This window comes from Rhodococcus sp. B50, assembly GCF_013602415.1.
GTDB lineage: Bacteria > Actinomycetota > Actinomycetes > Mycobacteriales > Mycobacteriaceae > Rhodococcus.
In genome coordinates this window covers 2,855,280-2,880,360 of record NZ_WPAG02000002.1, presented here as the reverse complement: position 1 = coordinate 2,880,360, position 25,081 = coordinate 2,855,280, and the positions used below count along the sequence as shown (strand labels likewise).

The window sequence follows — 25,081 nt, the reverse complement described above, 5'->3', positions numbered from 1 at the left end:
GATCAGTTCCTCTCGGCGCGTTCGGTATTCGACTGGACCAGCTGCGCGACGATGCTCTGGGCGTCGCACGAGGCGCCGCGGTTGTAGGGCAGCTTGGACAGCAGCATGCCCATCGCGCAGGTGTTCGACAGTGCGGCGAAGGTCAGCCCACCGCCGATTCCGGCGGCGAGCCACTTGAGCTTCGGCACGGCGATGCTGCCGAGAACCGAGCTCAGCACGAGCGAACCGGCGACGAGTCGGACCTGGCGTTCGAGATCCCAGCGTTCGGTGCCGCGGTTGACGGGCAGGCCGGCCGATTCCCAGCCGAGCATGCCGCCCTCGAGGATGTGGAGGTTGAACAATCCTGCCCCGCGCAGGGTCTCTTCGGCTTGACCGGCACGCTGTCCGGAGCGGCACACCAGCACGACGTTCTCGTCGAAATGGGCGCAGAACTCGTCGCGGTGCTCACGCAGCAGGTCCAGGGGGACGTTGTAGGCGCCGGGGATGTGCACGGACTCGAACTCGCCTGGCGTCCGGACGTCGATGATCCGTACGTTCTTGCCGGAATCGATCGACTCGTGCAGGGAAGCCGGGTCGACGGTGACAGCGGGGGACTCGGTCATGGGTGGTCCTTCGGTCGGGGATCGGAAGCGGAGGCTCGTAGGATGCCCCCGGGGGTATTGCTCGACCATCGTATACATACCCCCAGGGGTATAAGCAAGGAATGTTGCGATGTGCACTCGGGTGCGTCCGGGCTCGAATTCGGGATACCCCAGGGGGTACTTGACATACCCTAGGGGGTATATGCCACGATGTCTACATCACCGGAACATCACCCGGATCCAGCAATGGAGGAATCCATGATTCTCGAGCAGTACTACATCGAGTGCCTCTCCCACGCGTCCTACCTCATCGGTGACGAGAGCACGGGCAGGGCGGTCGTGGTCGACCCCCGCCGCGACATCACCGAATACCTCTCCGACGCGCAGAAGTACGGACTGACCATCGAAGGGGTGATCAACACCCACTTCCACGCAGACTTCGTCTCGGGTCACCTCGAATTGGTCGACGCAACGGGTGCGTGGATCGGATTCGGTGAAGCCGCCGAGACCGACTACCCGATCCGCCGACTGCGCGACGGCGAGAAGCTGTCCCTCGGTGAGGTCGAACTCGAAATCCTCTCCACCCCGGGTCACACCTGGGAGTCGATCTCGGTGCTGGTGCGCGAACGCCCCGATGCCGTCCCGTCGGCGGTGCTCACCGGCGACTCGCTGTTCATCGGCGATGTCGGCCGCCCCGACCTGGTCAACCTCGGCGACGGCTCCACCAGCGATCTGGCGCGGGCGATGTATCACACCGTGCACGAGAAGCTGCTGACCTTGCCCGACCAGGTCGTGGTCATGCCTGCTCACGGCGCCGGTTCGTCGTGCGGCAAGAACCTGTCGACCGAGCTGACCTCGACCATCGGAGAGCAGCGCGTGACCAATCCGTCGGTGCAGCCGATGAGCGAGGACGATTTCGTCGCCCTGGTCACCGACGGGCAGCCGGCCGCCCCGTCGTACTTCTCGGTCGACGCCGCGATGAACAAGCGGATCCACCCGCTTCTGTTGCAGGACCGCACGATTCCCGAGCTGATTCCGGAACAGGTGAAGGCAGAGCTCGTTGCCGGTACGCGTGTTCTCGATGCGCGAAGTGTCGACGACTTCGCCGCCGGACACCTGCGCGGTTCGGTCAATGTCGGGTTCGACGGGCGCTTCGCAGAGACCGGCGGCATGGTCGCCGAGGTCGGCGAGAAGATCGTGCTGATCACCTATCCAGGTGAGGAGCAGGACGCTGCGGTGCGCCTCGCGCGAATCGGATCCGACGGTGCGGCAGGTTATCTGAACGTCGACCGGGACGGAACATTCCCTGCGGAGCTGGCCGACCTGATCGAGGCCGCGCCGCGGACGACCGTCGAAGAGCTCGACCGCTTGCTCGCCGCCGACGCGGTCACCCTCGTCGACATCCGCAACCCCGGCGAGCGCGAGTTCGGGACCATCCCGGGCGCGGTTCCGATCCCGTTGGCGCAGTTGCGTACCCGTCTGGACCAGGTTCCCTCCGGCAAGCCGATCGTAGTGCACTGTGCCGGCGGATGGCGTTCGAGCGTGGCGGCGTCGCTGCTGCGGGCCCAGGGCTTCGAGAACGTCACGGATCTGCTCGGCGGCTACAACGCCTGGGCCGAATCCCACGTCTCTGCTTGATCATTCCGGCCTCGCGAATGGAACGGAACCGATGGCGACGAAGAACCTCACGATGGCGGACTTCGAATCCACCATCGTCGGCAACGACATCGTGCTCGTTTACTCACAGCCCGGCGCGTTGCCGGCACCGGCTCTCGAGGACCTGATCACCCGGATCGAGGCGCTCGACATGGCCGAGATTCACAACCAGGTTGCCGAACCACGCGCAGCCTCCCGCTCCTGACCCCTTCGCTGGGCCCGTAGCGAACTCTCATCGAGGAGGACTCTCATGTGTTACCCCGTCGCCTGCCCCAAGTGCGGAAAGACCGGATGGGGCGGATGCGGACAGCATGTCGACGCCGTCATGCGTTCCGTGCCCGCCGCCGACCGCTGCACCTGCGGTCAGGACACCGTCCCGGCCCGCGCCGAGCGCCGAAGCGTGCGGTCGCTCTTCCGTCGCTGACCTCGGTCGCAACCATGGAGACGGTGTTCGAACCGGAACCGGCCGTAGTGGTCGGCCCCGACCCGGAGGTCGGAGTGTGAGCCCCAGGGCCACGCCCCGGCCTCCGGTGCTGGGTCTGCGGGCCAACGCCGCCCAGTTCACCTTGCTGGTGGCGGTCAACGCCCTGGTGGGAGGCATGGTCGGTCAGCAACAGACCGTTCTCCCGCTGCTTGCCGAGAACGAATTCGGGCTGAGCGGTTACACATTCATCTTCACCTACGTGGCAGCCTTCGGGATCACCAAGGCTGCCGCAAACTACTTCGCCGGGACCTTCTCCGACCGCTACGGGCGCAAACCGGTGCTGCTGGTGGGGTGGTTGTTCGCCCTGCCGGTACCCCTCATGCTGATTCTCGCCACCGACTGGTGGTGGGTGGTAGCCGCGAACGTGCTGTTGGGTATCAACCAGGGACTCACCTGGTCGACGACCGTGGTGATGAAGATCGATCTCGTCGGTCCGGCCCGGCGCGGTCTGGCCATGGGACTCAACGAAGCTGCCGGTTACGGCGCTGTCGCCGTGACATCGCTGTTCGCGGGCTATCTGGCCGAACATTTCGGTCTGCGCCCGGCACCTTTCCTGCTGGGGCTGGCGTACACCGCCCTGGCGTTGGTGTTGTCGGTTTTCTTCGTGAAGGAAACCCGAGATCACGCGCTGCTCGACGCCGGGCAACACGTGGCCCGCGCCGACGGGATCCACGATCACCTTCACGCCGACCTGACCGACCGGGAGGTCGTGGTCCAGACCAGTCTGCGGGAGCCCGCTCTCTCGTCGGCGAGCCAGGCGGGACTGGTCAACAACCTCAACTTCGGTCTCTCGTGGGGGTTGTTCCCTCTGCTGTTCGCCACCGCGGATCTCACGGTTGCTCAGATCGGCCTGCTGTTCGCCCTCTATCCGGGTGTGTGGGGAGCGGGACAATTGGTCACCGGAGCCCTTTCGGACCGGATCGGCCGTAAGCACCTGATCACCGCAGGAATGGCCACGCAGGCGGCCGCCCTGGCAGTCATCGCGCTGAGTGATGCGTTCGCGGGCTGGGCGACCGGCACCGTACTGCTGGGCGCGGGTACCGCGATGGTCTATCCCACCCTGCTGGCAGTGATCGGCGACGTCGCCCATCCGGTCTGGCGAGGCCGGGCCGTCGGCGTCTATCGCGTCTGGCGCGATCTGGGCTACGCGGTCGGGGCAGTCCTCGGCGGGATCGTCGCCGACCTGATGGGTCTGCACGCTGCTGTCGGAGTCGCTGCGGTCGTCAGCGCAACCTCCGCGCTGATCGTGGCGGTGCGCATGTACGAAACCCACCACCTGCTCCCGGCCGATCGGTAGGGGGCGGAAGAGGGAACCGATCCGAGGCGGTGGGGCGTTCGCGCGGATCGTGTCCCCTACGACGAAGGCCGGCACAGTCGATGTGCCGGCCTTCGTCGTGCGTGGACGAGGATTCGCTCACTTCGGATCACTCTGCGCAGAATCGTTGTGACCACGCCTGCCGGGCGGGGATGCTGTCACGGTCGCAGAACATCGAAGGGGGATGGACCGTGTCCGAGTGCCGGTTGTGTTGTCGCTGAGCGACAGTCGTGCCCATCATCGCACCGTCGGTGCGTAGTTCCCTGTGCCGGAATGCCCGGCCACCACATCACCGCGCCCGCCCCACGGGCCGACACGAGGACTCGAATCCTGATGCCCGCACCCACCCTGCGCAGAAGTATTCTGCGTGTCGTCGCTGCCGCCGCAGCCTTTCTCACCCTCATCTCGGTCGCCACCGCGTGCTCGGGCTCCGAGGCCACCACCACTGCGGACGGCAGGACCGTTCTCCGTTACGAAGGTTCGGCCGGACAGGTCGGATTCCCCGAACTCGCCGAAGCATTCGGATATTTCGAGAACGTCGAGCTGGAGTGGATCGGTGACAACGGCAACGGTCCGCAGTCGCTCCAGAACACCGCCACGAACCAGATCGACTTCGGTGGCGCGTTCAACGGCGCTGTGATCAAGGCGCAGGCCGGCAACTCGCCGTTGACCTCCGTGCTCGCCTACTACGGGTCCGACAAGCAGACCTTCCACGGCTACTTCGTCCTCCAGGACAGCCCGATCCGCACCGCGCGTGATCTGATCGGCAAGAAGGTCGGCATGAACACCCTCGGCGCCCACCACGAATTCCTCGTCCGGGAGTGGCTCGCCCAGCAGGGCCTGAACGCGGAGGAGATCGCGCAGGTCGAGCTGATCGTGGTGCCGCCCGTCAACACGGAACAGGCTCTGCGCGAGGGACAGATCGACGTCGGAACGCTCGGCAGCGTGTTCCGCGAGACCGCAGTGGAACGAGGCGGCATCCGGCCGCTGTTCACCGACGAATCCCTCTTCGGATCGTTCTCCTACGGAACACTCGTGTTCCGTGACGACTTCATCGAGCGGAACCGCGACGCCGTCGCGGACCTCGTGCAGGGCACGGCTCGCGCCATCCGCTGGACCCAGGTGACGCCGCGCGACGAGGTGATCGCGAAGTTCGAGGAGATCATCGACGGTCGCGGACGCAACGAGTCGACGAGCCTCATCGAGTACTGGCGCAGCCCCGGCGTGGCCGGACCCGGCGGAGTGATCGCCGACCAGGAGATCCGGACCTGGATCGATTGGCTCACGCGCAACGGCGAACTCGACGAAGGACAGATCGAGCTCGACGACGTCTACACGAACGAATTCAATCCCTACGCCAACGGCACCTACGAACCCACCAGCGGTCCGAACGGTGAAACTCTCGAGGAGGCGAAGTGAGCCAGCCCAAACTCCGGATCGACCACGTCACCAAGCAGTTCCCGATACGCGGCACGAACGACACCTTCACCGCGCTCGACGACATCAGCATCGACCTCGCCGACGGGGAGTTCCTCGTACTGGTCGGCCCGAGCGGTTGCGGAAAGTCCACCCTGCTCGACCTTCTCGGTGGCCTCAGCACACCGACCTCGGGTCGGATCCTGCTCGACGGCCGGCCCGTCACCGGTCCCGGCCTGGATCGCGGAATCGTCTTCCAGCAGTACGCACTGCTCCCGTGGCGCACGGCCCGTCACAACATCGAGTTCGGTCTGGAGGCCAAAGGGCTGCCCAAGCGGGAGCGGCGCGAGCTCGCCGGGCACTACCTCGATCTCGTGGGACTGCACGGATTCGGCGACCGCTACCCACACGAATTGTCGGGAGGCATGAAGCAACGCGTCGCCATCGCGCGCAGTCTCGCCTTCGACCCCGAAGTCCTGCTCATGGACGAGCCGTTCGCGGCACTCGACGCCCAGACGCGCGAATCCCTCCAGGACGAACTGCTCCGCATCCGGCACGAGACCGGCAAGACCATCTTGTTCATCACCCACGGCATCGACGAAGCCGTCTATCTCGGGCAGCGTGTCGCGATCCTCACGTCCCGACCGGGGCGGATCAAGACGATCGTCGACGTCGACATCGACCGGAACGTCGACGACGTCCGCTCGAGCGAGGCATTCCGGACGCTGCGGCACGACATCTGGTCGTTGCTGCACTCGGAGGTGGCTCGCGCGCACGACCTCGAACTCGCCACAGCAACGGAAGAGGCCCAGCATGTCCAGCACTAGTGCGGTTCTGACGAAGCCCGAGTTCGACGACCACGCCGCACCTGCCGTCGCCCCGGCCGGATCCCCGGTGCACAGTGCCGGGCGACGCACCGTGGCCCTGGTGTGGCGTTTCGTCAAACCCGCTGTGGCGATCGTCGCCTTCCTGGCCTTGTGGGAGATCGCTCCCCGGGTCGGGCTCGTCGACCAGGTGTTCCTGCCGCCGTTCACCACCGTGGTCGGTGCCTTCCTCGACCTGCTCGGCAACGGCCACCTCGTCGACCACCTCGCTGCGAGTCTCTCCCGTGCGCTCGTCGGATTCTTCGTCGCGGTCGCCGTGGCTGTGCCGCTCGGTGTGGCGATCGGGTGGTACAAGCCCGTCGCCGACCTGCTGAACCCGATCCTGGAGGTCTTCCGCAACACGGCCGCGCTCGCGCTGCTCCCGGTGTTCATCCTGATCCTCGGTATCGGGGAGACCTCGAAGGTCGCGCTGGTGATCTACGCGTGCACCTTCCCGATCCTCCTCAACACCATCTCCGGGGTGCGTACGGTGGATCCGTTGCTGGTGAAGTCCGCGCGCTCGCTCGGTCTTCCGGCGCACCGTCTGTTCCAGAAGGTCGTCCTGCCCGCAGCCGTGCCGACGATCTTCACCGGTATCCGGATGGCGGCGGCGTCCTCGATCCTGGTGCTCATCGCGGCCGAGATGGTCGGGGCGAAGGCCGGTCTCGGTTACCTGATCACCGCGTCGCAGTTGAACTTCCGGATCCCCGACATGTACGCGGGCATCATTGCGATCTCTCTCGTCGGGCTCGTCTTCAACGGCATCCTCGTCTCGATCGAACGCCGCCTGTCGCGCTGGCGCGCCGACCAGTAGCTTCCACATCTCGTTCTGCACAGTGAGGTCGTTCATGTCCGATTCCTCAGATCATCTGCATCTCAACGCCTTCCTGATGGGGGTGGGGCACCACGAAGCAGCGTGGCGCCATCCGCGTACCGAGGCGCGACGCATACTCGACATCGCGCACTTCCAGGAACTCGCGCGGATCGCCGAACGCGGCAGGCTCGATTCGGTGTTCTTCGCCGACGGACTCGCGGTGGGGCCGCGGGTGGAGCACAACACGCAGGCGATCTTCGAACCGATCACGCTCCTGTCGGCGATGGCGGTGGTGACGGAGCATGTCGGACTCATCGCGACCGCCTCGACCGGCTACAACGATCCCTACAACCTTGCGCGGAAGTTCGCCTCCCTCGACCACATCAGCAAGGGACGCGCCGGCTGGAACATCGTCACGTCCGGTGGGGCCGACGAGGCGCGGAACTTCGGCTACGACGACACCCCCGACCACGCGGGTCGCTACGAACGTGCCGCCGAGTTCGTCGATGTCACCGTGGCGCTGTGGGACAGCTGGGAGGACGACGCAATCGAACTCGACGTCGACTCCGGTCGTTTCGCCGATCCCTCGAAAGTCCACGCCGTCGACCACCACGGCGAGCGGTTCGATGTGCGTGGCCCACTCAATTCGCCTCGTTCGCGGCAGGGTCGACCCGTCCTGGTGCAAGCCGGATCATCCGAGAGCGGAAAAGATTTCGCCGCGCGGTACGCTGAGGCCGTCTTCACCGCGCAACGGACCCTGGAGGAGGGCCGGGCGTTCTACCGGGATCTGAAGAGCCGGGTGGTCGAGGCCGGCCGCGACCCGAGGGCACTGAAGATCCTGCCCGGAATCGTGCCGTTCATCGGCGCCACCGAGGACGAGGCCCGCGCGCTCGAGCAGGAGTTCACCGATCTCATCTCGCCCGCCTACTCGCTGCGGCAGCTGTCGACGATGCTCGGCGTCGACCTCACCGAACACTCGCTCGACGCACCTCTGCCTCCGCTACCGCCGATCGATCGTATCGAGGGCAACAAGAGCCGCTACCAGCTCGTGAAGAATCTTGCCGAGAAGGAGAACCTCACCGTCCGGCAGCTGATCGGCAAGCTCGGCGGCGGACGCGGCCACCGCACGGTCGCGGGTACGCCCGAGCAGATCGCCGACGAGATCCAGCTCTGGTTCGGCAGCGAGGCCGCCGACGGCTTCAACGTCATGCCGCCCTATCTGCCCGGTGGGCTCGAGGACTTCACCACGCAGGTGGTGCCGATCCTGCAGCAGCGAGGACTGTTCCGCACCGAGTACACCGCCGACACGCTGCGCGGTCATTACGGTCTCGAACGTCCGGCGAGCAGGTTCGCCGCGACAGCCGAGCGCCTCGTCGACACTGCATGAGGGCGGGGTTCGATCCGAAACCACTGATTACGACGGTCTTCGTGCCGTCCGCGATCTTCGGGATCGGTCAGGGTGCGGGCGCCCCCGTCCTGGCGCTGCTGGCACGCGAACTCGGTGCGTCGGTGCCGGTGGCAGGGGTGATCGTCGCGCTCGTCGCGCTCGGCGCCGTCATCGGCGACCTGCCGGCGGGAAGCATCGTCGCGAGGCTGGGGGAGCGTCGCGCGATCATCGCAGGTACCGCCCTGGGAACCGTCGGTGTCCTCGTCTCGGTCACGGCCTGGACAGCGGCGGTTCTCGCTGTGGGTGCGCTGCTCACCGGGTTCGCGAACGCGGTGTGGGGTCTGGCGAGGCAGAGCTATCTCGCCGAGGCCGTGCCGATCGAGAGACGAGCGCGGGCCATGGCGGCCTTCGCCACGATGTGGCGGCTCGGCTTCTTTCTCGGCCCGTTCCTCGGTGCCGGCGTCATCCACTTCGTGGGAGTCCGGGGAGGACTCGCGGTGCAGGTCGTGGGGGTCGTGCTGTCGGGCGTACTGATGGCCCGGGCACCGGATACCGGGCGCCGTGCGGGTTCCGGGACCGCCGGGCCCGGCGCTCACGTGTCGCTCGGCACGATCCTGCGGCGGCACCGTCGGCTGCTCGGCACACTCGGCGCCGGGTCGTTGCTGATGGGTGCGGCCCGGGCGTCGCGCGAAGCGGTACTTCCGCTGTGGGCGAGCCATATCGGACTCGATGCGGCCACCGTCTCGATCGTCTTCGGGATCGGCGGTGCCGTCGACATGCTCTGCTCGTATCCGGCCGGGCAACTGATGGACCGGTTCGGGCGCCGGGCGGTAGCGGTGCCGTCGCTGCTGGTGATCGGCACGGCATTCCTGATCCTGCCGGTCGCCGACGACCTGGCCTCGCTCGCGGCGGTCGCCGTGGTGCTCGGCATCGGGAACGGTCTGGGCAACGGCGTGATCATGACGCTCGGCGCCGACACGGCCCCACCCGCGACACGGGCGGAGTTCCTGGCCGCTTGGCGGCTCACCCACGACACCGGGATGTTCGCCGGTCCGTTCGCCGTCGGCGCCGTCGCCACGGTGTCTCTCGCCGCCGGGGCGCTGACCGTGGGTGGCCTCGCTCTGCTCGGCGCGGCCTGCATGTTCCGCTTCGTTCCGCGATACTCGCCGTGGCCGCGTCGCACACTGGAACCGGTGGCGCCGGCCGAACCGGCACCACCGGCGGCGCCGGCCGAACCGGCACCGAACACCGTCACTTCGACCTTAGGACCCGCATGCGCTTCGGATTGTTCGTCCCCCAGGGCTGGCGACTGGACCTCGTCGGCATCGATCCCGCCGACCAGTGGCAGGTGATGCGCGACCTCGCGGTCCGCGCCGACGACGGCCCGTGGGAGTCGATCTGGGTGTACGACCACTTCCACACCGTCCCTCAGCCCACCGACGAAGCCACCCACGAGGCATGGACCCTCGTGTCGGCCTTCGCAGCCGTCACCGAGCGCGTGCGCATCGGCCAGATGTGCACCGCCATGGCCTACCGCAACCCGGCCTACCTCGCGAAGGTCGCGGCCACCACCGACATCATCTCCGGCGGACGCATCGAGATGGGGATCGGTGGCGGATGGTACGAACATGAATGGCGCGCATATGGTTACGGTTTTCCGTCGGCGGGTGAGCGACTGCGCCGCCTCGACGAGGGCGTGCAGATCTTCCGGCAGGCCTGGACCACCGGTTCCGCGACCTTCTCCGGAAGGCACTACACCGTCGACGGTGCCATCGTCCGTCCGCTTCCCCTGCAAGAGGGCGGTATTCCGCTGTGGATCGCAGGCGGCGGCGAGAAGGTGACCTTGAAGATCGCTGCGAAGTACGCGCAGTACACCAACTTCGACGGCACACCCGAAGGGTTCGCGCGCAAGTCGGACATCTTGCGAGAGCACTGCGCCGAGGTCGGTACCGACTTCGATGCCATCGTGCGGTCCGCGAATTACAACGTGGCGATCGGCCGCACCGAGGCCGAGGTACAGGACCGACTCGAGGCGTTGCGTGCACGTCTCGAACCGATCGTCGGTGCGGAGAAGGCCGACGGGGCACTCGATGCGTTCCGGGGAATGCCGGCCGTCGGCACCCCGGAGCAGATCGTGGAGAACCTCACTGCGCTGAAGAATCAGGGCCTCGAGTACGCGATCTTCTATGTTCCCGAGGCCGCGTACGACACTTCGGGGCTGGAACTGCTCGAGAAGGAAGTGCTTCCGCGCCTCGCATGAGGTCTACAGCGCCCGAGGACTAGAGCGGCCAGTCGTCCGTAGGTCCGTGTGGGTCGTCGGCAGACAGTCCGGCGACCCACACGTCCCGCGGCACGCCGCGCTGGAGCAGACCGTTGCGGACGATGCCCTCGTACCGGAATCCGACCCGCCGTGCGACAGCGGCGGAGGCACGGTTGCCGACGAAGGCACGCCAGGCGACCCGCCGGACGTTCATGCCGTCCGGGGCGAATGCGAAATCACATGCCAATCGCACCGCGGCGGTCGCGAGTCCGTGGCGTCGCGTCGTCGGGGCGATCCAGTACCCGATCTCCGGATCCGAACCCTCGCGCGGCACGAATCCGACCATGCCGCACAGCACTCCGTCCTCGGAGGTGCGCACGGCCCAATCCGGGCAGCCGCTCTCCCACTTGGCCGGAACGACGTCCTGGACGAAATACAGTGCGTCGGTACGGGCGTAAGGGGAGGGGACAGTGGTCCACCGGGCGATCAGAGGATCCCGGCACGCGTCGGTGATGGCGTCGACATCGGCAGACTCCGGTGGTGAGAGCACCACCGCGCCATCGGTCAGCGTACGTCGTTCCATGTCACCGCAGTTCTGTGTCACCGCAGCTCGGCCGGCAGTTCCTTGCTCGACAATTCGAGGCGACGCTCGTCGGTGGCGTCGACCTGATCCACCATCTTCAGCTTGTCCTTCAGCACACGCCACTCCACCTCGGGAATCTGCGCGACCGCATCGGCGATGACCTTCTGATCACGCGTACCCCAGGCGATCGGCATCGGGCCGACCATCTGCCACATACCCGAGTCGTTGCGGGTCGTACGGTCGGAGAGGACGGCGGCGCACGGCACCCGCTCACCGATCGCGATCCGATGGCCCGGTACCGCCTCCACATTGCGGGTGACGAGGGCGAAGTGCCGGCCCGACGTCTCGGGCTTGGCGATGTCGACCAGCGAGAGCAGCGTCAATCCGCGAGCACGCTTGGCGGCGACGACGGCCGGAACGAGCGGGCTGTCGCGGTAGAGCTGCTCGATGGTCCCCACTTTGCGCGGCGCCCACAGCGCCACCCACGCCGACGTCGCGGCCGCGACCGCCAGCACGGCGGCGACGATGTACGCCCAGGCCGCGCCGAGCAGGAGCAGACCCACCGCACCCGCGATGCACACCACGCCGACGAATATCGCCGACCACCGCAGACGACGGACGTCCGCGAGGGTCTGGTTCACGGCCTTGGCATGGGGCAGGTCCACGGGGAAGTCGAAGCGGCGCACGCCACCAGCTTATGGGACCTCCTGCGAGGGACCGAGTGGGACGGTCTCGAGCAGAATGCGCACAACGGTGCTATCGCGCTCAACAGTGACTCGGAGAGGGGCGCGGTCACACACTCTGATGTAGCAGAGATCACACATTCCCTACGGCTCTCGGAGCCGACCCACACGAACCTCTCTCGGTGCCGGACTCCACACCCACGCCCCGTCGCGACAGCGGCCTGTGGCCGACGTGTGCCCGGGCCGGCTCCGATCACGTCAGAAAGTGGGCACCGCCATGCTCGTCGTCCTCGGCTTCCTGATGGTCGCCACGTTCATGTACCTGATCATGTCGAAACGGGCCACGCCGGTCGTCGGCCTGATCCTGGTACCCGTCGCGTTCGGTCTGATCGCCGGAGCCGGTACCGGCATCGGCGACATGATCGTCGACGGCGTCGAAAGTCTCGCCCCGACAGCGGCCCTGCTGTTCTTCGCGATCATCTTCTTCGGGATCATGATCGACGTCGGCCTGTTCGATCCGCTCGTGCGGCTCATCCTGCGACTCGTCCGCGACGACCCGGCACGGCTGGTGATCGGCACCGCGGTGCTCGCGATGGTCGTCTCCCTCGACGGGGACGGGTCCACGACGTTCATCATCACCACCTCCGCGCTGCTGCCGCTCTACCTGAAACTGAAGGTCAGCCCCGTCGTCCTCACCGTCGTCGCCGGGCTGGCGAACGCCACGATGAACATCATCCCGTGGGGTGGACCGACGGTGCGCGCCGCGAGCGCCCTCGGGTTGTCCCCGTCCGAGGTCTTCGTCCCGATGATTCCGTCGCTCGTCGTCGGACTCGTCATCGTCCTGGGCTTCGCTGCACATCTGGGCGTCACCGAACGTCGCCGCATCGGGCGGCTCGTGTGGAAGCCCGAGGTCGTGTCGCTCGGCGCCGGTCCTTCGGGGGTGGGCACGGTCGGCGGAGACACGGATGCCACCGACGGAGAGGTCGGGCAGCTCGCCGCCGGCCTCGACCCCGACCGCCCGACTCTGCGTCCGCGGCTGCTGCCCTTCAACGCACTGCTCACGGTGGCACTGCTCGTCGTCCTCGGCCTCGACATCCTGCCGATCCCCGTGCTGTTCATGATCGCGGCGGGCCTCGCGCTGGCCGTGAACTTCCCGCGCGTGGTCGACCAGTCCGCCGCGATCGCGCGGCACTCGTCGAGCATCGTGTCGGTCGTCGCGATGGTGTTCGCCGCGGCGGTCCTGACCGGAGTGTTCCAGGGCACCGGGATGGTCGAGTCCATGGCGCTGTGGCTGACCGGGGTCGTCCCCGACACACTCGGTCCGTTCCTCGCGGTCATCACAGGTCTGCTCAGCATTCCCTTCACCTTCTTCATGACCAATGACGCCTTCTACTTCGGAGTGCTGCCCGTCCTGGCCGAGACGGCGTCCCAGTACGGCATCGAACCGGTCGAGATGGCACGCGCGTCCATCACCGGCCAGCCGGTACACATGCAGAGTCCGCTGGTTCCGGCGATCCTGCTGCTGGTGACCCTCGCCGGGGTGCCGCTGGCCGACCATCACCGCAAGGTGCTGTGGCGCGCCGGGGTGGTGTCGGTCGCGATGCTCGTGGTGGGGGTACTCCTCGGGCAGATTCCGTTCGGGTGAGATGCGGCCGGGTCACACTGGGCAGATGGGACGAACGGGGACGGCGCCGTGAAACTCCGCACCCAGGTGCTGCTGCTCCAGTCCGCGGTGGTGGCGGTGACGCTGGGCATCGGATTCACGGTGTTCGCCACCACCACCGAGGACCGGGTCACCGACGAACACGGCCAGCGGGCGCTCGCGATCGCCAGGTCCGTCTCCGCGGACGCGGCCCTTCGCGGTGAGGTCGCGCGTTACTCGGCCGCCGACGACGGGCTGGTCTCACCGGACAACCCCGAGCTCGCGTCCGGCGAAGTGCAGGAGGCCGCCGAGGCCGTTCGCAGCGCCACCGGGGCGCTGTTCGTCGTGGTCACCGACGATCAGGGGCTCCGGCTCGCCCATCCCGATCCGGAGCAGCTCGGACGGAGAGTGAGTACCGATCCGGCCGAGGCCCTCGCCGGACGCGAGGTCGTGACGAGCGAGTCGGGCACGCTCGGTGCTTCGGTACGCGCCAAGGTTCCGGTGACCGATCCGTCCTCGGGCCGGGTGGTGGGGGAGGTGAGCGTGGGCATCGCCACCGACAGGGTGCGATCCGATCTGCGCAGCGACCTTGCCGACGCCGCCCTCATCGCGCTCGCGGCACTCGTGTGCGGTGCCGTCGGATCGCTGCTGCTGGCCAACCGCTGGAAACGGCTCACGCTGGGACTCGAACCCGAGCAGCTCACCGAACTGGTCAGGGAACAGGAGGTCGTGCTGCACGGCATCTCCGAGGGAGTCGTCGGCACCGATGCCGGCGGCACCGTCACCGTCGTCAACGCCGAGGCGCGCCGCCTGCTCGATCTCGACGACGGGATCGGCCACAGCGTCGACACTCTGGGGATGACTCCGCGGTTGCTCGACGTGCTGCGTACCGCGGACGGCATCCCGGTCGCGGCGACCACGGGTGACCGGGTCGTCGTCGTGGTCTCGCGGCGCGTCGTGCGCGACGGCCGCGACCTCGGCACGGTGATGTCGGTGCGCGACCGGACCGACATCGAAACGCTCACGCGTGAACTCGACGCCGTCAAGTCGATGAGCACAGCGCTGCGGGCACAACGGCACGAATTCGCGAACCGGCTCCATCTCATCGACGGCCTGCTCCGTCAGGGACGTGCGGATCAGGCCGTCGAGTACATCGAGCAGATCCTCGGCTCGGGTCCGCTCGGCGAACAACTCGAGGGGGCCGACGCGCTCGCCGACCCCTATCTGCACGCCTTCCTCGCCGCCAAGGCGGCGCATGCGCGCGAGCAGGGAGTGGCCCTCGTGCTCGGCGAGAACACCTGGGTGCACGCGACGGTGCGGGTGCCCGTCGACGTCACCACGGTGCTCGGCAACCTGCTCGACAATGCGATCGAAGCCGCCCGCGTTAGCGGGCACACCCCGGCCGAGGTCGAGGTCGAACTGGTGGAGGACGGCGCCGATCTGCACGTGAGTGTCGCGGACACGGGCGACGGCGTCGATGCCGCTCTGCCCGACGTCTTCGCCGAAGGCGCGACGACCCGGAGCGGTTCGACCGTGCCCGGTGGCCGCGGAATGGGACTTGCGCTGGCCCGGCGCGTCGCACGGTTGCACGGTGGCGACGTCGTGCTCGCGGACCGTGGCGGGCGGCGCACCCCGGACAATCCGACCGGAGGCGCGGTGTTCCTGGCGACACTGACCGGAGTGCTCGACGAGGGAGATGCGGGATGGGCGGAACGGATCTGAGGGTCCTCGTCGTCGACGACGACTTCCGGGTCGCGGATCTCCACGCGTCCGTGGTGTCGGGGGTGGCGGGGTTCGAGGTCGCGGCGGTCGCCGGGAGCCTCGCGGCGGCCCGGGACGCGGTGCGGGCCGGTCCCGTCGATCTCGCCCTCGTGGACGTCTACCTGCCGGACGGGTCCGGGATCGACCTGATCCGGAGTCTCGAGTGCGACAGCTTCGTGCTCGGTGCCGCCGGCGAGGGCACGACGGTGCGGGCGGCGCTCGCCGCCGGCGCGCTGGTGTACCTGGTCAAGCCGTTCGCGAGCACCGAACTGGCCCGTCGCCTGGCGGCCTACGCGCAGTACCGCAGAGTCGTCGCGGGGGAGGAACTCACCCAGGCCGAGATCGACACGGCACTGGCGGCACTGCGGCCGGTACTACCGGCCAGCCGCGCGGCGACCCCGCAGTCGGTCACCGAAAAGCTTGTGATGCAAGCACTCCAGGAGTCGGACCAACCCTTGTCGGCCGGAGAGGTCGCCGTGACGATCGGGGTGTCGCGCGCAACCGCCCAGCGCTATCTCGCGGCCCTCGTCGCGAAACGACAGCTGCGGATGCAGTTGCGATACGGCACCACCGGACGTCCCGAACAGGAGTACCGGCCCGCGTAAGCCGGGATCCGCGTCAGCCGATCTGCGGTCCGAGCAGGTCGTCGGCGTCGGTGATCCGGTACGCATAGCCCTGCTCGGCGAGGAACCGCTGGCGGTGCGCGGCGTACTCCGCGTCGAGGGTGTCGCGCGAGACGACGGAGTAGAAGTGGGCCTGCCCGCCGTCGTGCTTGGGACGCAACAGCCGCCCGAGACGCTGGGCCTCCTCCTGACGCGATCCGAACGTTCCCGACACCTGGATGGCGACGGAGGCCTCCGGCAGATCGATGGAGAAATTCGCGACCTTCGAGACCACCAGCACCTTGAGCTCACCGTTGCGGAACCGGTCGAACAGCGCCTCGCGTTCCTTCGTCTTCGTCGAACCCTTGATGACCGGGGCGTCGAGCGCTTCACCGAGCTCGTCGAGCTGATCGATGTAGGCGCCGATGATCAGCGTCGGTGCATCCCGGTGCTGCGCGAGGATCGACTGCACCACGGGGATCTTGGTACGGGCGGTCGAGCACAGCTTGTACCGCTCCTCGGGCTCGGCCACGGCGTACGCCATACGCTCGGCGTCGGTGAGGGTGACGCGGACCTCCACACAGTCGGCGGGCGCGATCCAGCCCTGGGCCTCGATGTCCTTCCACGGCGCGTCGAAGCGCTTCGGGCCGATGAGCGAGAAGACGTCGCCTTCGCGTCCGTCCTCGCGCACGAGAGTCGCGGTGAGGCCGAGACGGCGACGGGACTGCAGGTCGGCGGTCATCCGGAAGACCGGGGCCGGCAGCAGGTGCACCTCGTCGTAGATCATCAGCCCCCAGTCGCGGGAGTCGAACAACTCGAGATTGCGGTACTCGCCCTTCGACTTGCGGGTGATCACCTGGTAAGTGGCGATGGTGACCGGGCGGATCTCCTTCTTCTCACCCGAGTACTCGCCGATCTCCTCTTCGGTGAGGGAGGTGCGGGCGATCAGCTCGCGCTTCCACTGCCGTCCGGCGACGGTGTTCGTCACGAGGATGAGCGTCGTCGCGCCGGCCTTCGCCATTGCCGCGGCACCGACCATGGTCTTTCCGGCGCCGCACGGCAGCACTACGACACCCGAGCCGCCTGCCCAGAACGAGTCGGCGGCCAGTTCCTGGTAGTCGCGCAGATGCCAGGGGTTCGTCTCGAAGTCCAGCGAGATGGGGTGGGCCTCGCCGTCGACGTAGCCCGCGAGGTCCTCCGCCGGCCAACCGATCTTCAGCAGCATCTGCTTGACGCGTCCGCGCTCGCTCGGGTGCACGATCACGGTGTCGTCGTCGATGTGGGCGCCGAGCATCGGCGCGATCTTCTTGTTCCGGAGGACCTCGGTGAGCACCGCCCGGTCGAGACTGACCAGGGTCAGGCCGTGCGCGGGGTGTTTGACCAGTTGGAGACGCCCGTAGCGGCTCATGGTGTCGACGATGTCGACGAGCAGCGCCTGCGGGACGGCGAAGCGGGAATGCGAGACCAGCGCGTCGACGACCTGCTCGGCATCGTGACCGGCGGCACGGGCGTTCCACAGCGCCAGCGGCGTCACCCGGTAGGTGTGGATGTGCTCGGGGGCGCGTTCGAGTTCGGCGAACGGGGCGATCGCCTGCCGCGCCTCGTTCGCCCGTTCGTGGTCGACCTCGAGGAGCACGGTCTTGTCGGACTGGACGATGAGCGGTCCGTCGGCCACGAGTGCCTCCTGTGGATGGAAAGTTGAACTTTCCCATTCTCCAGGTTCGGGCCGCACCGCGCCACCACGGCCGGGTCGGCCGTGTGCTCCCTGTGGGGGAATGCACGGCCGACCCGGCTTCACGGCGTATTCACCGTGCGAGCGACTGCCGCACCTCCATCACGCACACCAGCGCCTCCGAGATTCCCGACCGGTAACCGGCGTCCTTCTCGGAGGCGGGAGGCCTCGAATCCAGTTCCGATTCGAGTCGTTCCTGGATCCTGTCCAGGGCATGCAGCGTCCGCTTCATTCCAGTACCGATTCTCTGTTCTCAGGCCGGCTGTTTCATCGCGCCGGCACGCTCGTCGAGAACGAACACACGCGCACGCGCCAATGCGGCCCGATACCCGTGCCGCTGCGCGTCGGTGCCCGACTCCCGACCGGACAACCCACTTACCTTCTCGTACAGCGCTTCGAGCGCTGCGATCTCGATATCCATGGCCTGCAAGTGGATTCAGCTCCGCTTCCGCTTACGAATGAACTCTCCGGCTTCGGCGGTCTTCTGCCGCTTCTCCTGTCGACGTTCCTTCAGGGACTTCGCAGGCTTCTTCGGATTCTTGCCCTTGTCGGCCATTGTCACTCCATCTTCGATGAACAACCACTCGACAGGACCACACCATACGTCATTTCCGAGAAAAAGCCAGTCACTCGAAATATTCTGTGCGCCACCCGAACACAATGCAGAAAGATTGCGGCGCCCGAGTCCCGGAATTGATTTCACGGTGCGTCGATCCCTGTCGGGGAGTTTCGCGCGACGGCTACCGTGACCGGCGATGCTGTGCAGACAGGGAAAGCTCACAGCCGGGGCAGGCGGGGAGAGTGCGATGGTACGGACCGTGACCGCAGGCCGCGCGGTCTCGCATCTCGGCGACCGTGTGTGTCGCGTGGTGTACCGGTCGCGGTTCCGCGGTTGCCCGCACTGTCACTGTTCTCTGCACCGCGACCTCTGATTTCGAGATCGGGCCCGTACGGGTGCCCGCTCCTCTTCTCGTCGCGCGCGTCGGCGCATTCTGCGTGACGTCGCGATTCTCACCTTCGCAAGGAGTTCTCATGACCGTGTCCTCACTCGTGCGCGCCCGAAGATCGCGCGCCCCGATCGTGGTCGCCGCCGCGCTGAGTGTCGTGCTCACCGGATGCGCCGGCGGTTCGACGGGGGGACTGTCCGCCGACGCCGCACTCCCCGAGGACATTCCACCGGGGACATCGTTGAGCATCGCGGTCAAGCCCACCCGTATCCAGCTCGAGGCGTCCGGCCGCGTCGACGAGCTGCCGTTCACGGTGTCGGACTGGCCGGATGTCTCGGCCGGCCCCGACGTCATACAGGCGTTCCGTGGCGACGCAGTCGATCTCGCGGTCAATGCGGCGATTCCGCCCATCCAGTCCCATGCCACCGGACTCGAGGCCAGAATCGTCGCCGTACGCGAGAAGGACGCGCCGCAGTATTCGCTTGCGACCGCCCCCGGTTCCGACATCGATACGCTGGATGAACTGCGCGGCAAGAAGATCGCACTGTCGCCGGGGCAGGCCCAGGGTGTCGTCGTGCTCCGGACACTGAAGTCGGCCGGAATCGACCTCGACGAGGTGGAGTTCGTCGAACTGCCGAGCACGCAGTTCCTCACGGCGCTCCAGGCGAAACAGGTCGACGTCGCGCCACTGGCGGAACCGACCCTTACCAAGTACCTGAACCAGTACGAAAACGAGGGCGCGCGAGGAGTGTTCACTCCGGAGGTCGATGCGCTGAGCGTCCTGTGGGCTCCGGTGTCCGTGCTCGAGGACCCTGCGAAGGTTGCGGCGATCAGGGAGTTCATCCCGTTGTGGGCGCAGGGCGACGTCTGGGCGTGGGAAAACCAGGACGAGTGGATCCGGAAGTACTACGTCGAGAGCGAGGGGGTGTCGTACGAGGACGGCAGGCGGATCATCGAAACCGTCGGGCAGAAACCGGCCTACCCCACCGACTGGGACTTCGCGGTCGAGTGGACCCAGGAGACCTCGGCGCTCCTCGACGAAGCCGGATGGTTCGACGAGTTCGACGTCGAGCAGATCTTCGATCGAAGATTCGAATCCATTGCCGCGGAATCTGTTCCGCAGGAGTATCGGAAGGGATCGGACTCGTGACCGGCACGCTGACGCAACCGGTGGAGATCGGAACCCGCACGCAGCCCGTCGTCGATCCACCGCCGACGGAGGGGATCAGACCGCTCCGGCGGCTCGGTCTGCGCAAGGCCGTTCCGTTCTCGCGTATGACCGGAGTGGTCCTGCTGCTCGCCGTATGGGCGATCGGTTCGGGTACGGGATGGATCGACGACCGCAAGCTCTCGGCTCCCTGGACCGTGGTGACCAGCGCCGTCGAACTCATCGCGGAAGGCACTCTGCAGCAGCACATCCTCGCATCGCTGAGCCGTGCCGTGTTCGGCTTCGTGATCGGATGCGTGATCGGCACCGTGCTCGCACTCGCGTCCGGCCTGACACGCACCGGTGAAGCGTTGATCGACGGTCCTGTCCAGTTCAAGCGTGCCATTCCGACGCTCGGCCTCATCCCGCTGCTGATCCTGTGGCTCGGGATCGGTGAGACGTTCAAGATCACGGTGATCGCGCTCGGGACGGTCGTGACCATCTACATCCAGACACACAATGCCCTCACGGCCATCGAACAGCGCTTCGTCGAACTCGCCGAGGTGCTAGGCCTCACCCGCGCGCAGTTCGTGTGGAAGGTGGTGTTGCGGGGAGCACTGCCGGGATTCTTCCTCGGCCTGCGCCTGGCAGTGACCGGTGCGTGGCTCACCCTGATCGTGGTCGAGAGCATCAACGCCGTGAACGGCCTGGGCAAGATGATGTTCAACGCCCAGAACTACGGTCAGCCCGACGTCATCCTCGTCGGCCTGCTCGTCTACGGCGTCTTCGGTCTGGCGTCCGACGCCGGCCTCCGGTTGCTCGAGCGTCGCGCGCTCGCCTGGCGGAAGACGCTGGGCGGATGAGCGCCGTACGCATCCGGGGCCTCGTCCGCGGCTTCGGCGACCGGAACGTACTCGACGGGCTCGACCTCGAGATCCCCGAGGGACAGTTCGTCGCCCTGCTCGGCAGGAGCGGCTCCGGGAAGTCCACACTGCTGCGGGCGCTCGCCGGACTCGACTACGACATAGAGATCCGCGGCGGTGCCCTCGCGGTACCGGATGGGGTTTCCGTCGCCTTCCAGGACTCTCGCCTGCTGCCCTGGCTGCGCGTGCTCGACAACGTCACCCTCGGCCTCGACAAGCAGGGACGGGGCCGCGGATCCGAGATGCTCGCCGAGGTCGGTCTCGCCGGACGTGAGGACGCGTGGCCGCTCGAACTCTCGGGCGGGGAACAACAGCGTGTCGCGCTGGCCCGGGCCCTGGTGCGGGAGCCCGAGCTCCTGCTCGCCGACGAACCGTTCGGCGCGCTCGACGCCCTCACACGCATCAGGATGCACGGCCTGCTCGACGATCTGGTCCGCGCGCACCGGCCCACCGTGCTGCTCGTGACCCACGACGTCGATGAAGCGATCGTGCTCGCCGACCGGATCGTCGTGCTGGTCGAAGGGCGCATCGCCGTCGACCGCCAGGTGGAGCTCGACAAGCCCCGCTCGATCACGGATTCCGGTTTCCGGGACATCCGAGAAGACCTGCTCACCGCCCTCGGTGTCGAAGGCGCCATTGCATGACGGTGTCGAAGACGCCATTGCATAGCGGCATTACCCAGCGGTGACGAAATATATTTCACGACAGGAGAAGACATGACCGATCGTCGATTGCACCTGAACGCCTTCCTCATGCCCGTCGGCCACCACGAGGCCGCGTGGCGTCTGCCGGAGAGCGACCCCAATGCGAATCTCGACATCCAGCACTACATCTCGCTCGCCCGCACCGCGGAACGCGGCAAGTTCGACTCGGTCTTCCTCGCCGACAGTCCCGTACTGTTCGCGAACCCCGAGCATCGTCCGAGCGGCAAGCTCGAACCCACGGTCATCCTCACCGCCGTCGCGACGGCCACCGAGCGGATCGGTCTCATCGGCACCGCGTCGACGACCTACAACGAGCCCTACAACCTCGCCCGGCGTTTCGCGTCACTGGATTTCGTGAGCGGTGGGCGGGCCGGCTGGAACATCGTCACCACCGCCGGTGACGACGCTGCCCGCAATTTCGGTCTCGACGGCGTGCCGGCACACAAGAGCCGTTACGCGCGCGCCGCGGAGTTCGTCGAGGTGTCGACCAAGCTGTGGGACAGCTGGGAGGACGACGCGATCGTCGCCGACAAAGGCGCGGCGATCCACGCCGACTCTGCGAAGGTCCACACCTTCGATCACGAGGGGGAGTTCTTCTCGGTCGCCGGGCCACTCAACGTCCCACGCTCGCCGCAGGGTTACCCGCTGCTGGTACAGGCGGGCTCGTCGGAGAACGGCAAGGACTTCGCTGCCCTGTACGCCGAGGCGATCTTCACCGCCCAGCCCACCTTCGAGGAGGGCAAGGCGTTCTACGGCGACGTGAAGGACCGGGTGGGCAAGGTCGGCCGCGACCCGCGGCAGGTGCTGATCCTCCCGGGCATCGTGCCCGTCATCGGTGACAGCGAGGAGGAGGCGCGCGAACTCGACGCCGAACTGGCGCGCCTGATCTCGCCCGAGTACGCCCGCCGCCGGCTCGCCGAACGGTTCGGGCTCCGGCCCGAGCAGCTTGCCCTCGACGAGCCGCTCCCGGAGAACCTGCCGTCGGAGGACGAGATCGAAGGGGCCAAGAGCCGGCACACCCTCATCGTGCAGCTCGCGCGGCGCGAGAATCTCACGGTGCGCCGGCTCATCGAACGACTCGGTGGAGGTCGCGGCCACCGCACCTTCGCGGGTACCGTCGAGCAGGTGGCCGACACGATCGAGCACTGGTTCCACAGTGGTGCGGCCGACGGTTTCAACATCATGCCCGCCGTGCTGCCGTCGGGACTCGAGAAGTTCGTCGACGGTGTGGTGCCGATCCTGCAGGAGCGCGGCCTGTTCCGCACCGAGTACACCGAATCCACCCTGCGCGGGCACTACGGCCTCCCGCGGCCGGAGAACCAGTTCACCGTCGGACGGTCGCTCGCGGGGTTCGCGACGCAGGGCTGAGGCTCACCGCACCGGGGATGCGAACCTACAGGGTGTATGTCAACGCCGCAGCCGGACGAGTCGCCCTCTATGCTCTGCGCCATGTCATCGCAGAGCCAGGCGGATGCTTCGGACGGCGGCGCCGCCGACGTCCTCGTGGTGGGCAGCGGATTCGGCGGTGCCGTCGCGGCGCTGCGCCTGACGGATCAGGGCCGGAAGGTGGTCGTGCTCGAACAGGGTCGCCGGCACACCCGCGACGACTTCGAGGCGGCCCGCCGCGATCCCCGCCGCTATCTGTGGGTGCCCGAGCTGGGGCTGCGCGGATTCTTCGCCCAGCGCGTCCTCTCCCACGTCGGGATCATCGGGGGAGTCGGCGTGGGCGGCGGCAGCATCGTCTGGGCGGGTGTGCTGCTCGAACCGAAGGACGCGTTCTTCACCGACCCCGCGTGGCCGTCGGTGCCGGACGGATGGCGCGCGGAGCTGACCGAGCACTACCGGACGGCCGCCCGCATGCTCGGCCGCGCGACCGCCCCGATCAAGGGACCCATGGACGAGCACCTGGAGGTCGTCGCCCGACGGGCCGGGGCGGGTGAGACCTACGGTCCGACGCCGATGGCGATCTGGTTCGGAGACGAGGGCGTCACCGTCCCCGATCCCTTCTTCGGTGGAGAAGGGCCGGAGCGCACCGGGTGCGTGATGTGCGGCGGATGCCTCGTCGGATGCCCCTACGGCAGCAAGAACACCCTCGACCTCAACTATCTGTGGCTCGCGCAGCGCCGCGGCGCCGAGATCCGGCCGGACAGCCGCGTGGTGTCCGTCGCCGCGCTCGACGGCGGCGGGTACGAAGTGGAACTCGCCGACGGTGAGCGTCTCCGCGCCCCGGAGGTCGTCCTCGCCGCGGGTGTCCTCGGCACCGTGGAACTGTTGTTCCGGTCGCGGGAGAACGGGGGACTGCCGAACGTGTCGCAGCGTCTCGGCGTCGGGGTGCGCACGAACTCCGAGGCGATCACCGCCGTGCTCGCCGACGACGTCGATGTCGACCTCACCCGTGGGCCGACGATCTCGAGCGAGTTCTACCCGGACGACCGCACCCACGTCACCCAGAACCGCTACGTCGGGGGATGGCACATGCGGCTGCAGCTCGGACCCTTGGTGGACGGTGACGATCCCCGCCGTCGACGGCGGGCGGCGCTGCGGGCCCTGGCGTCGCGACCGGCCCTGCAACTGCGGACGATGTTCGCGCGCAACTTTATTCGGCGGCTCAGTGTGTTCACGGTGATGCAGGACGTGGAGAACGAGATCCGGCTGGTGTTCGACCGGTCGCCGGTGCGACCCTGGCGGCGCGTGCTGCGCTCGCGCGCGGTACCCGGTCTGCAGGCGCCGAGTTACCTGCCCCAGGCGAACGCTGTCGCCCGGTCGTTCGCCGAGTCGATCGGCGGACGACCACTGAACCTGTTGCTCGAGAGCGTCGGTGGCAAATCCATCACCGCGCATATCCTCGGAGGTGCGTCGATGGGCACCGACGCAACGGACGGCGTGATCGACACCGACCACCAGGTGTTCGGGCATCCGGGTCTCTATGTCGTGGACGGTTCCGCGATCCCCGCCAACGTCGGTGTCAACCCGTCGCTCACCATCACGGCGATGGCCGAACGCTTCGCGGCGCGCTACGCCGCGCGTCGTGTACCCGATGACCACACCGCCACAACCACATTCGTGCACACCACCGAGGAGAACTCATGACGACACGGGACACCGACGTGCTGCCGCGATCGATACGCGGACTGCAGGAACGATTCCGGATGCTGCACGCCGACGCACTTCCGGCCGCCGGCACGTACCGGGCCGTCTTCGTCGGACCGGCTGCGCTGAGGGTCGCCGCGCCCCGGGCCATCGCGCTCGGGGGGATGCCCCGCTGGTACGGCAAGCGGTTCGCCGACGGCGGAAGTGCGGTGAACCTCCTCGACGACGGAGACGGCGCCCTGCGCGAGGTGCTGCCCATGCGGGTCGCGCTCGAACCGTCGTGGCTCGACGGGCGCAACGCGATCGTCGTGTCGTACGGAGCGGGCGGGCCGGTACCGTGGCGCTGGGTGCGCGACGAGTTCCGGCCCGTCGACGAGGGGACGCTGCTCGGTCTCACGTTCGTGGCGACGCCGGCGTCGCGGATTGCGGCGTCACCGTTCACGCTCGTGCGCGACCTGCCGTCGAGTATCTGACGGCCGCACGCGTTCCGT

At 67.5% G+C, this 25,081-nt stretch carries 26 protein-coding genes; 19 read left to right on the top strand and 7 right to left on the bottom strand.

Annotated elements, in window-relative coordinates:
• Positions 1-2: 2 nt before the first annotated feature.
• Entirely contained in the window at positions 3-602 is a 600-nt protein-coding gene (locus tag GON09_RS13610; RefSeq protein WP_213932241.1) for a rhodanese-like domain-containing protein, read from the bottom strand.
• Between the two features lie 237 nt (positions 603-839).
• Between GON09_RS13610 and GON09_RS13605 the strand changes: the two genes are divergently transcribed.
• The 10 genes from GON09_RS13605 (at position 840) to GON09_RS13560 (ending at position 10,776) form a co-directional block, all read left to right on the top strand.
• Entirely contained in the window at positions 840-2,219 is a 1,380-nt protein-coding gene (locus tag GON09_RS13605; protein WP_213932240.1) for an MBL fold metallo-hydrolase, read from the top strand.
• Positions 2,220-2,250: 31 nt separating this feature from the next.
• The gene (locus GON09_RS13600; RefSeq protein ID WP_213932239.1) at positions 2,251-2,442 is read left to right on the top strand and encodes a hypothetical protein; all 192 of its coding nucleotides are present in this window, start codon (positions 2,251-2,253) and stop codon (positions 2,440-2,442) included.
• Between the two features lie 45 nt (positions 2,443-2,487).
• Positions 2,488-2,661 (top strand): hypothetical protein, encoded by a 174-nt coding sequence (locus tag GON09_RS13595; protein ID WP_213932238.1) that lies wholly within the window; start codon positions 2,488-2,490, stop codon positions 2,659-2,661.
• 76 nt (positions 2,662-2,737) lie between these two features.
• A complete protein-coding gene (locus GON09_RS13590; protein WP_213932237.1) occupies positions 2,738-4,018 on the top strand; it encodes an MFS transporter in 1,281 nt (426 codons plus the stop codon).
• 351 nt (positions 4,019-4,369) lie between these two features.
• Positions 4,370-5,455, top strand: coding sequence for an ABC transporter substrate-binding protein (locus tag GON09_RS13585; protein ID WP_213932236.1), 1,086 nt, complete (start codon positions 4,370-4,372; stop codon positions 5,453-5,455).
• On the top strand, positions 5,452-6,279 hold the full coding sequence (locus GON09_RS13580; protein WP_213932235.1) for an ABC transporter ATP-binding protein: 828 nt from the start codon (positions 5,452-5,454) through the stop codon (positions 6,277-6,279). The genes GON09_RS13585 and GON09_RS13580 overlap by 4 nt, the downstream gene beginning before the upstream one ends.
• Positions 6,266-7,129: an ABC transporter permease gene (locus tag GON09_RS13575; protein ID WP_213932234.1), complete on the top strand. Its 864-nt coding sequence runs from the start codon at positions 6,266-6,268 to the stop codon at positions 7,127-7,129. Before GON09_RS13580 ends, GON09_RS13575 begins: the two co-directional genes overlap by 14 nt.
• A gap of 34 nt (positions 7,130-7,163) precedes the next feature.
• Positions 7,164-8,516 carry an LLM class flavin-dependent oxidoreductase gene (locus GON09_RS13570; protein ID WP_213932233.1) on the top strand — a complete coding sequence of 451 codons (1,353 nt, stop codon included), beginning with the start codon at positions 7,164-7,166 and terminating at the stop codon, positions 8,514-8,516.
• Positions 8,513-9,868, top strand: a complete 1,356-nt coding sequence (locus tag GON09_RS13565; RefSeq protein ID WP_213932232.1) for an MFS transporter — start codon at positions 8,513-8,515, stop codon at positions 9,866-9,868. Before GON09_RS13570 ends, GON09_RS13565 begins: the two co-directional genes overlap by 4 nt.
• On the top strand, positions 9,790-10,776 hold the full coding sequence (locus tag GON09_RS13560; protein ID WP_213932231.1) for an LLM class F420-dependent oxidoreductase: 987 nt from the start codon (positions 9,790-9,792) through the stop codon (positions 10,774-10,776). Before GON09_RS13565 ends, GON09_RS13560 begins: the two co-directional genes overlap by 79 nt.
• 19 nt (positions 10,777-10,795) lie before the next feature.
• Here GON09_RS13560 and GON09_RS13555 read toward each other — a convergent pair whose 3' ends face one another.
• Positions 10,796-11,359: a GNAT family N-acetyltransferase gene (locus GON09_RS13555; protein WP_213932230.1), complete on the bottom strand. Its 564-nt coding sequence runs from the start codon at positions 11,357-11,359 to the stop codon at positions 10,796-10,798.
• A 17-nt stretch (positions 11,360-11,376) separates the two neighbouring features.
• Positions 11,377-12,045, bottom strand: a complete 669-nt coding sequence (locus GON09_RS13550) for a DUF3239 domain-containing protein (RefSeq protein WP_213932229.1) — start codon at positions 12,043-12,045, stop codon at positions 11,377-11,379.
• A 274-nt stretch (positions 12,046-12,319) separates the two neighbouring features.
• On the opposite strand from GON09_RS13550, the gene GON09_RS13545 reads away from it, so the two are divergent.
• Genes GON09_RS13545 through GON09_RS13535 form a run of 3 tightly spaced genes read left to right on the top strand, consistent with a single transcriptional unit; the run spans position 12,320 to position 16,050 of the window.
• Complete coding sequence (locus GON09_RS13545) at positions 12,320-13,687, top strand: CitMHS family transporter (protein ID WP_213934441.1); 1,368 nt, start codon at positions 12,320-12,322, stop codon at positions 13,685-13,687.
• Between the two features lie 48 nt (positions 13,688-13,735).
• Positions 13,736-15,406 (top strand): ATP-binding protein, encoded by a 1,671-nt coding sequence (locus tag GON09_RS13540; protein WP_213932228.1) that lies wholly within the window; start codon positions 13,736-13,738, stop codon positions 15,404-15,406.
• A complete protein-coding gene (locus GON09_RS13535) occupies positions 15,388-16,050 on the top strand; it encodes a response regulator (RefSeq protein ID WP_213932227.1) in 663 nt (220 codons plus the stop codon). Before GON09_RS13540 ends, GON09_RS13535 begins: the two co-directional genes overlap by 19 nt.
• Positions 16,051-16,063: 13 nt before the next feature.
• Here GON09_RS13535 and GON09_RS13530 read toward each other — a convergent pair whose 3' ends face one another.
• From GON09_RS13530 to GON09_RS13515, 4 genes are all read right to left on the bottom strand, one after another.
• Positions 16,064-17,722 carry a DNA repair helicase XPB gene (locus tag GON09_RS13530; RefSeq protein ID WP_213932226.1) on the bottom strand — a complete coding sequence of 553 codons (1,659 nt, stop codon included), beginning with the start codon at positions 17,720-17,722 and terminating at the stop codon, positions 16,064-16,066.
• 130 nt (positions 17,723-17,852) lie between these two features.
• Complete coding sequence (locus GON09_RS13525) at positions 17,853-18,011, bottom strand: hypothetical protein (RefSeq protein ID WP_016932728.1); 159 nt, start codon at positions 18,009-18,011, stop codon at positions 17,853-17,855.
• Positions 18,012-18,032: 21 nt separating this feature from the next.
• Positions 18,033-18,200: a hypothetical protein gene (locus tag GON09_RS13520; protein WP_213932225.1), complete on the bottom strand. Its 168-nt coding sequence runs from the start codon at positions 18,198-18,200 to the stop codon at positions 18,033-18,035.
• A 15-nt stretch (positions 18,201-18,215) separates the two neighbouring features.
• On the bottom strand, positions 18,216-18,482 hold the full coding sequence (locus GON09_RS13515; RefSeq protein WP_213934632.1) for a hypothetical protein: 267 nt from the start codon (positions 18,480-18,482) through the stop codon (positions 18,216-18,218).
• Between the two features lie 329 nt (positions 18,483-18,811).
• Between GON09_RS13515 and GON09_RS13510 the strand changes: the two genes are divergently transcribed.
• From GON09_RS13510 to GON09_RS13485, 6 genes are all read left to right on the top strand, one after another.
• Positions 18,812-19,876 carry an ABC transporter substrate-binding protein gene (locus GON09_RS13510; protein ID WP_213932224.1) on the top strand — a complete coding sequence of 355 codons (1,065 nt, stop codon included), beginning with the start codon at positions 18,812-18,814 and terminating at the stop codon, positions 19,874-19,876.
• Positions 19,873-20,736 carry an ABC transporter permease gene (locus GON09_RS13505; protein ID WP_213932223.1) on the top strand — a complete coding sequence of 288 codons (864 nt, stop codon included), beginning with the start codon at positions 19,873-19,875 and terminating at the stop codon, positions 20,734-20,736. The genes GON09_RS13510 and GON09_RS13505 overlap by 4 nt, the downstream gene beginning before the upstream one ends.
• The gene (locus GON09_RS13500; protein ID WP_213934440.1) at positions 20,712-21,440 is read left to right on the top strand and encodes an ABC transporter ATP-binding protein; all 729 of its coding nucleotides are present in this window, start codon (positions 20,712-20,714) and stop codon (positions 21,438-21,440) included. The genes GON09_RS13505 and GON09_RS13500 overlap by 25 nt, the downstream gene beginning before the upstream one ends.
• Before the next feature lie 72 nt (positions 21,441-21,512).
• Positions 21,513-22,868, top strand: coding sequence for an LLM class flavin-dependent oxidoreductase (locus GON09_RS13495; RefSeq protein WP_213932222.1), 1,356 nt, complete (start codon positions 21,513-21,515; stop codon positions 22,866-22,868).
• Between the two features lie 81 nt (positions 22,869-22,949).
• A complete protein-coding gene (locus tag GON09_RS13490; RefSeq protein WP_213932221.1) occupies positions 22,950-24,590 on the top strand; it encodes a GMC oxidoreductase in 1,641 nt (546 codons plus the stop codon).
• A complete protein-coding gene (locus GON09_RS13485; protein ID WP_213932220.1) occupies positions 24,587-25,063 on the top strand; it encodes a hypothetical protein in 477 nt (158 codons plus the stop codon). Before GON09_RS13490 ends, GON09_RS13485 begins: the two co-directional genes overlap by 4 nt.
• Positions 25,064-25,081 lie beyond the last annotated feature (18 nt).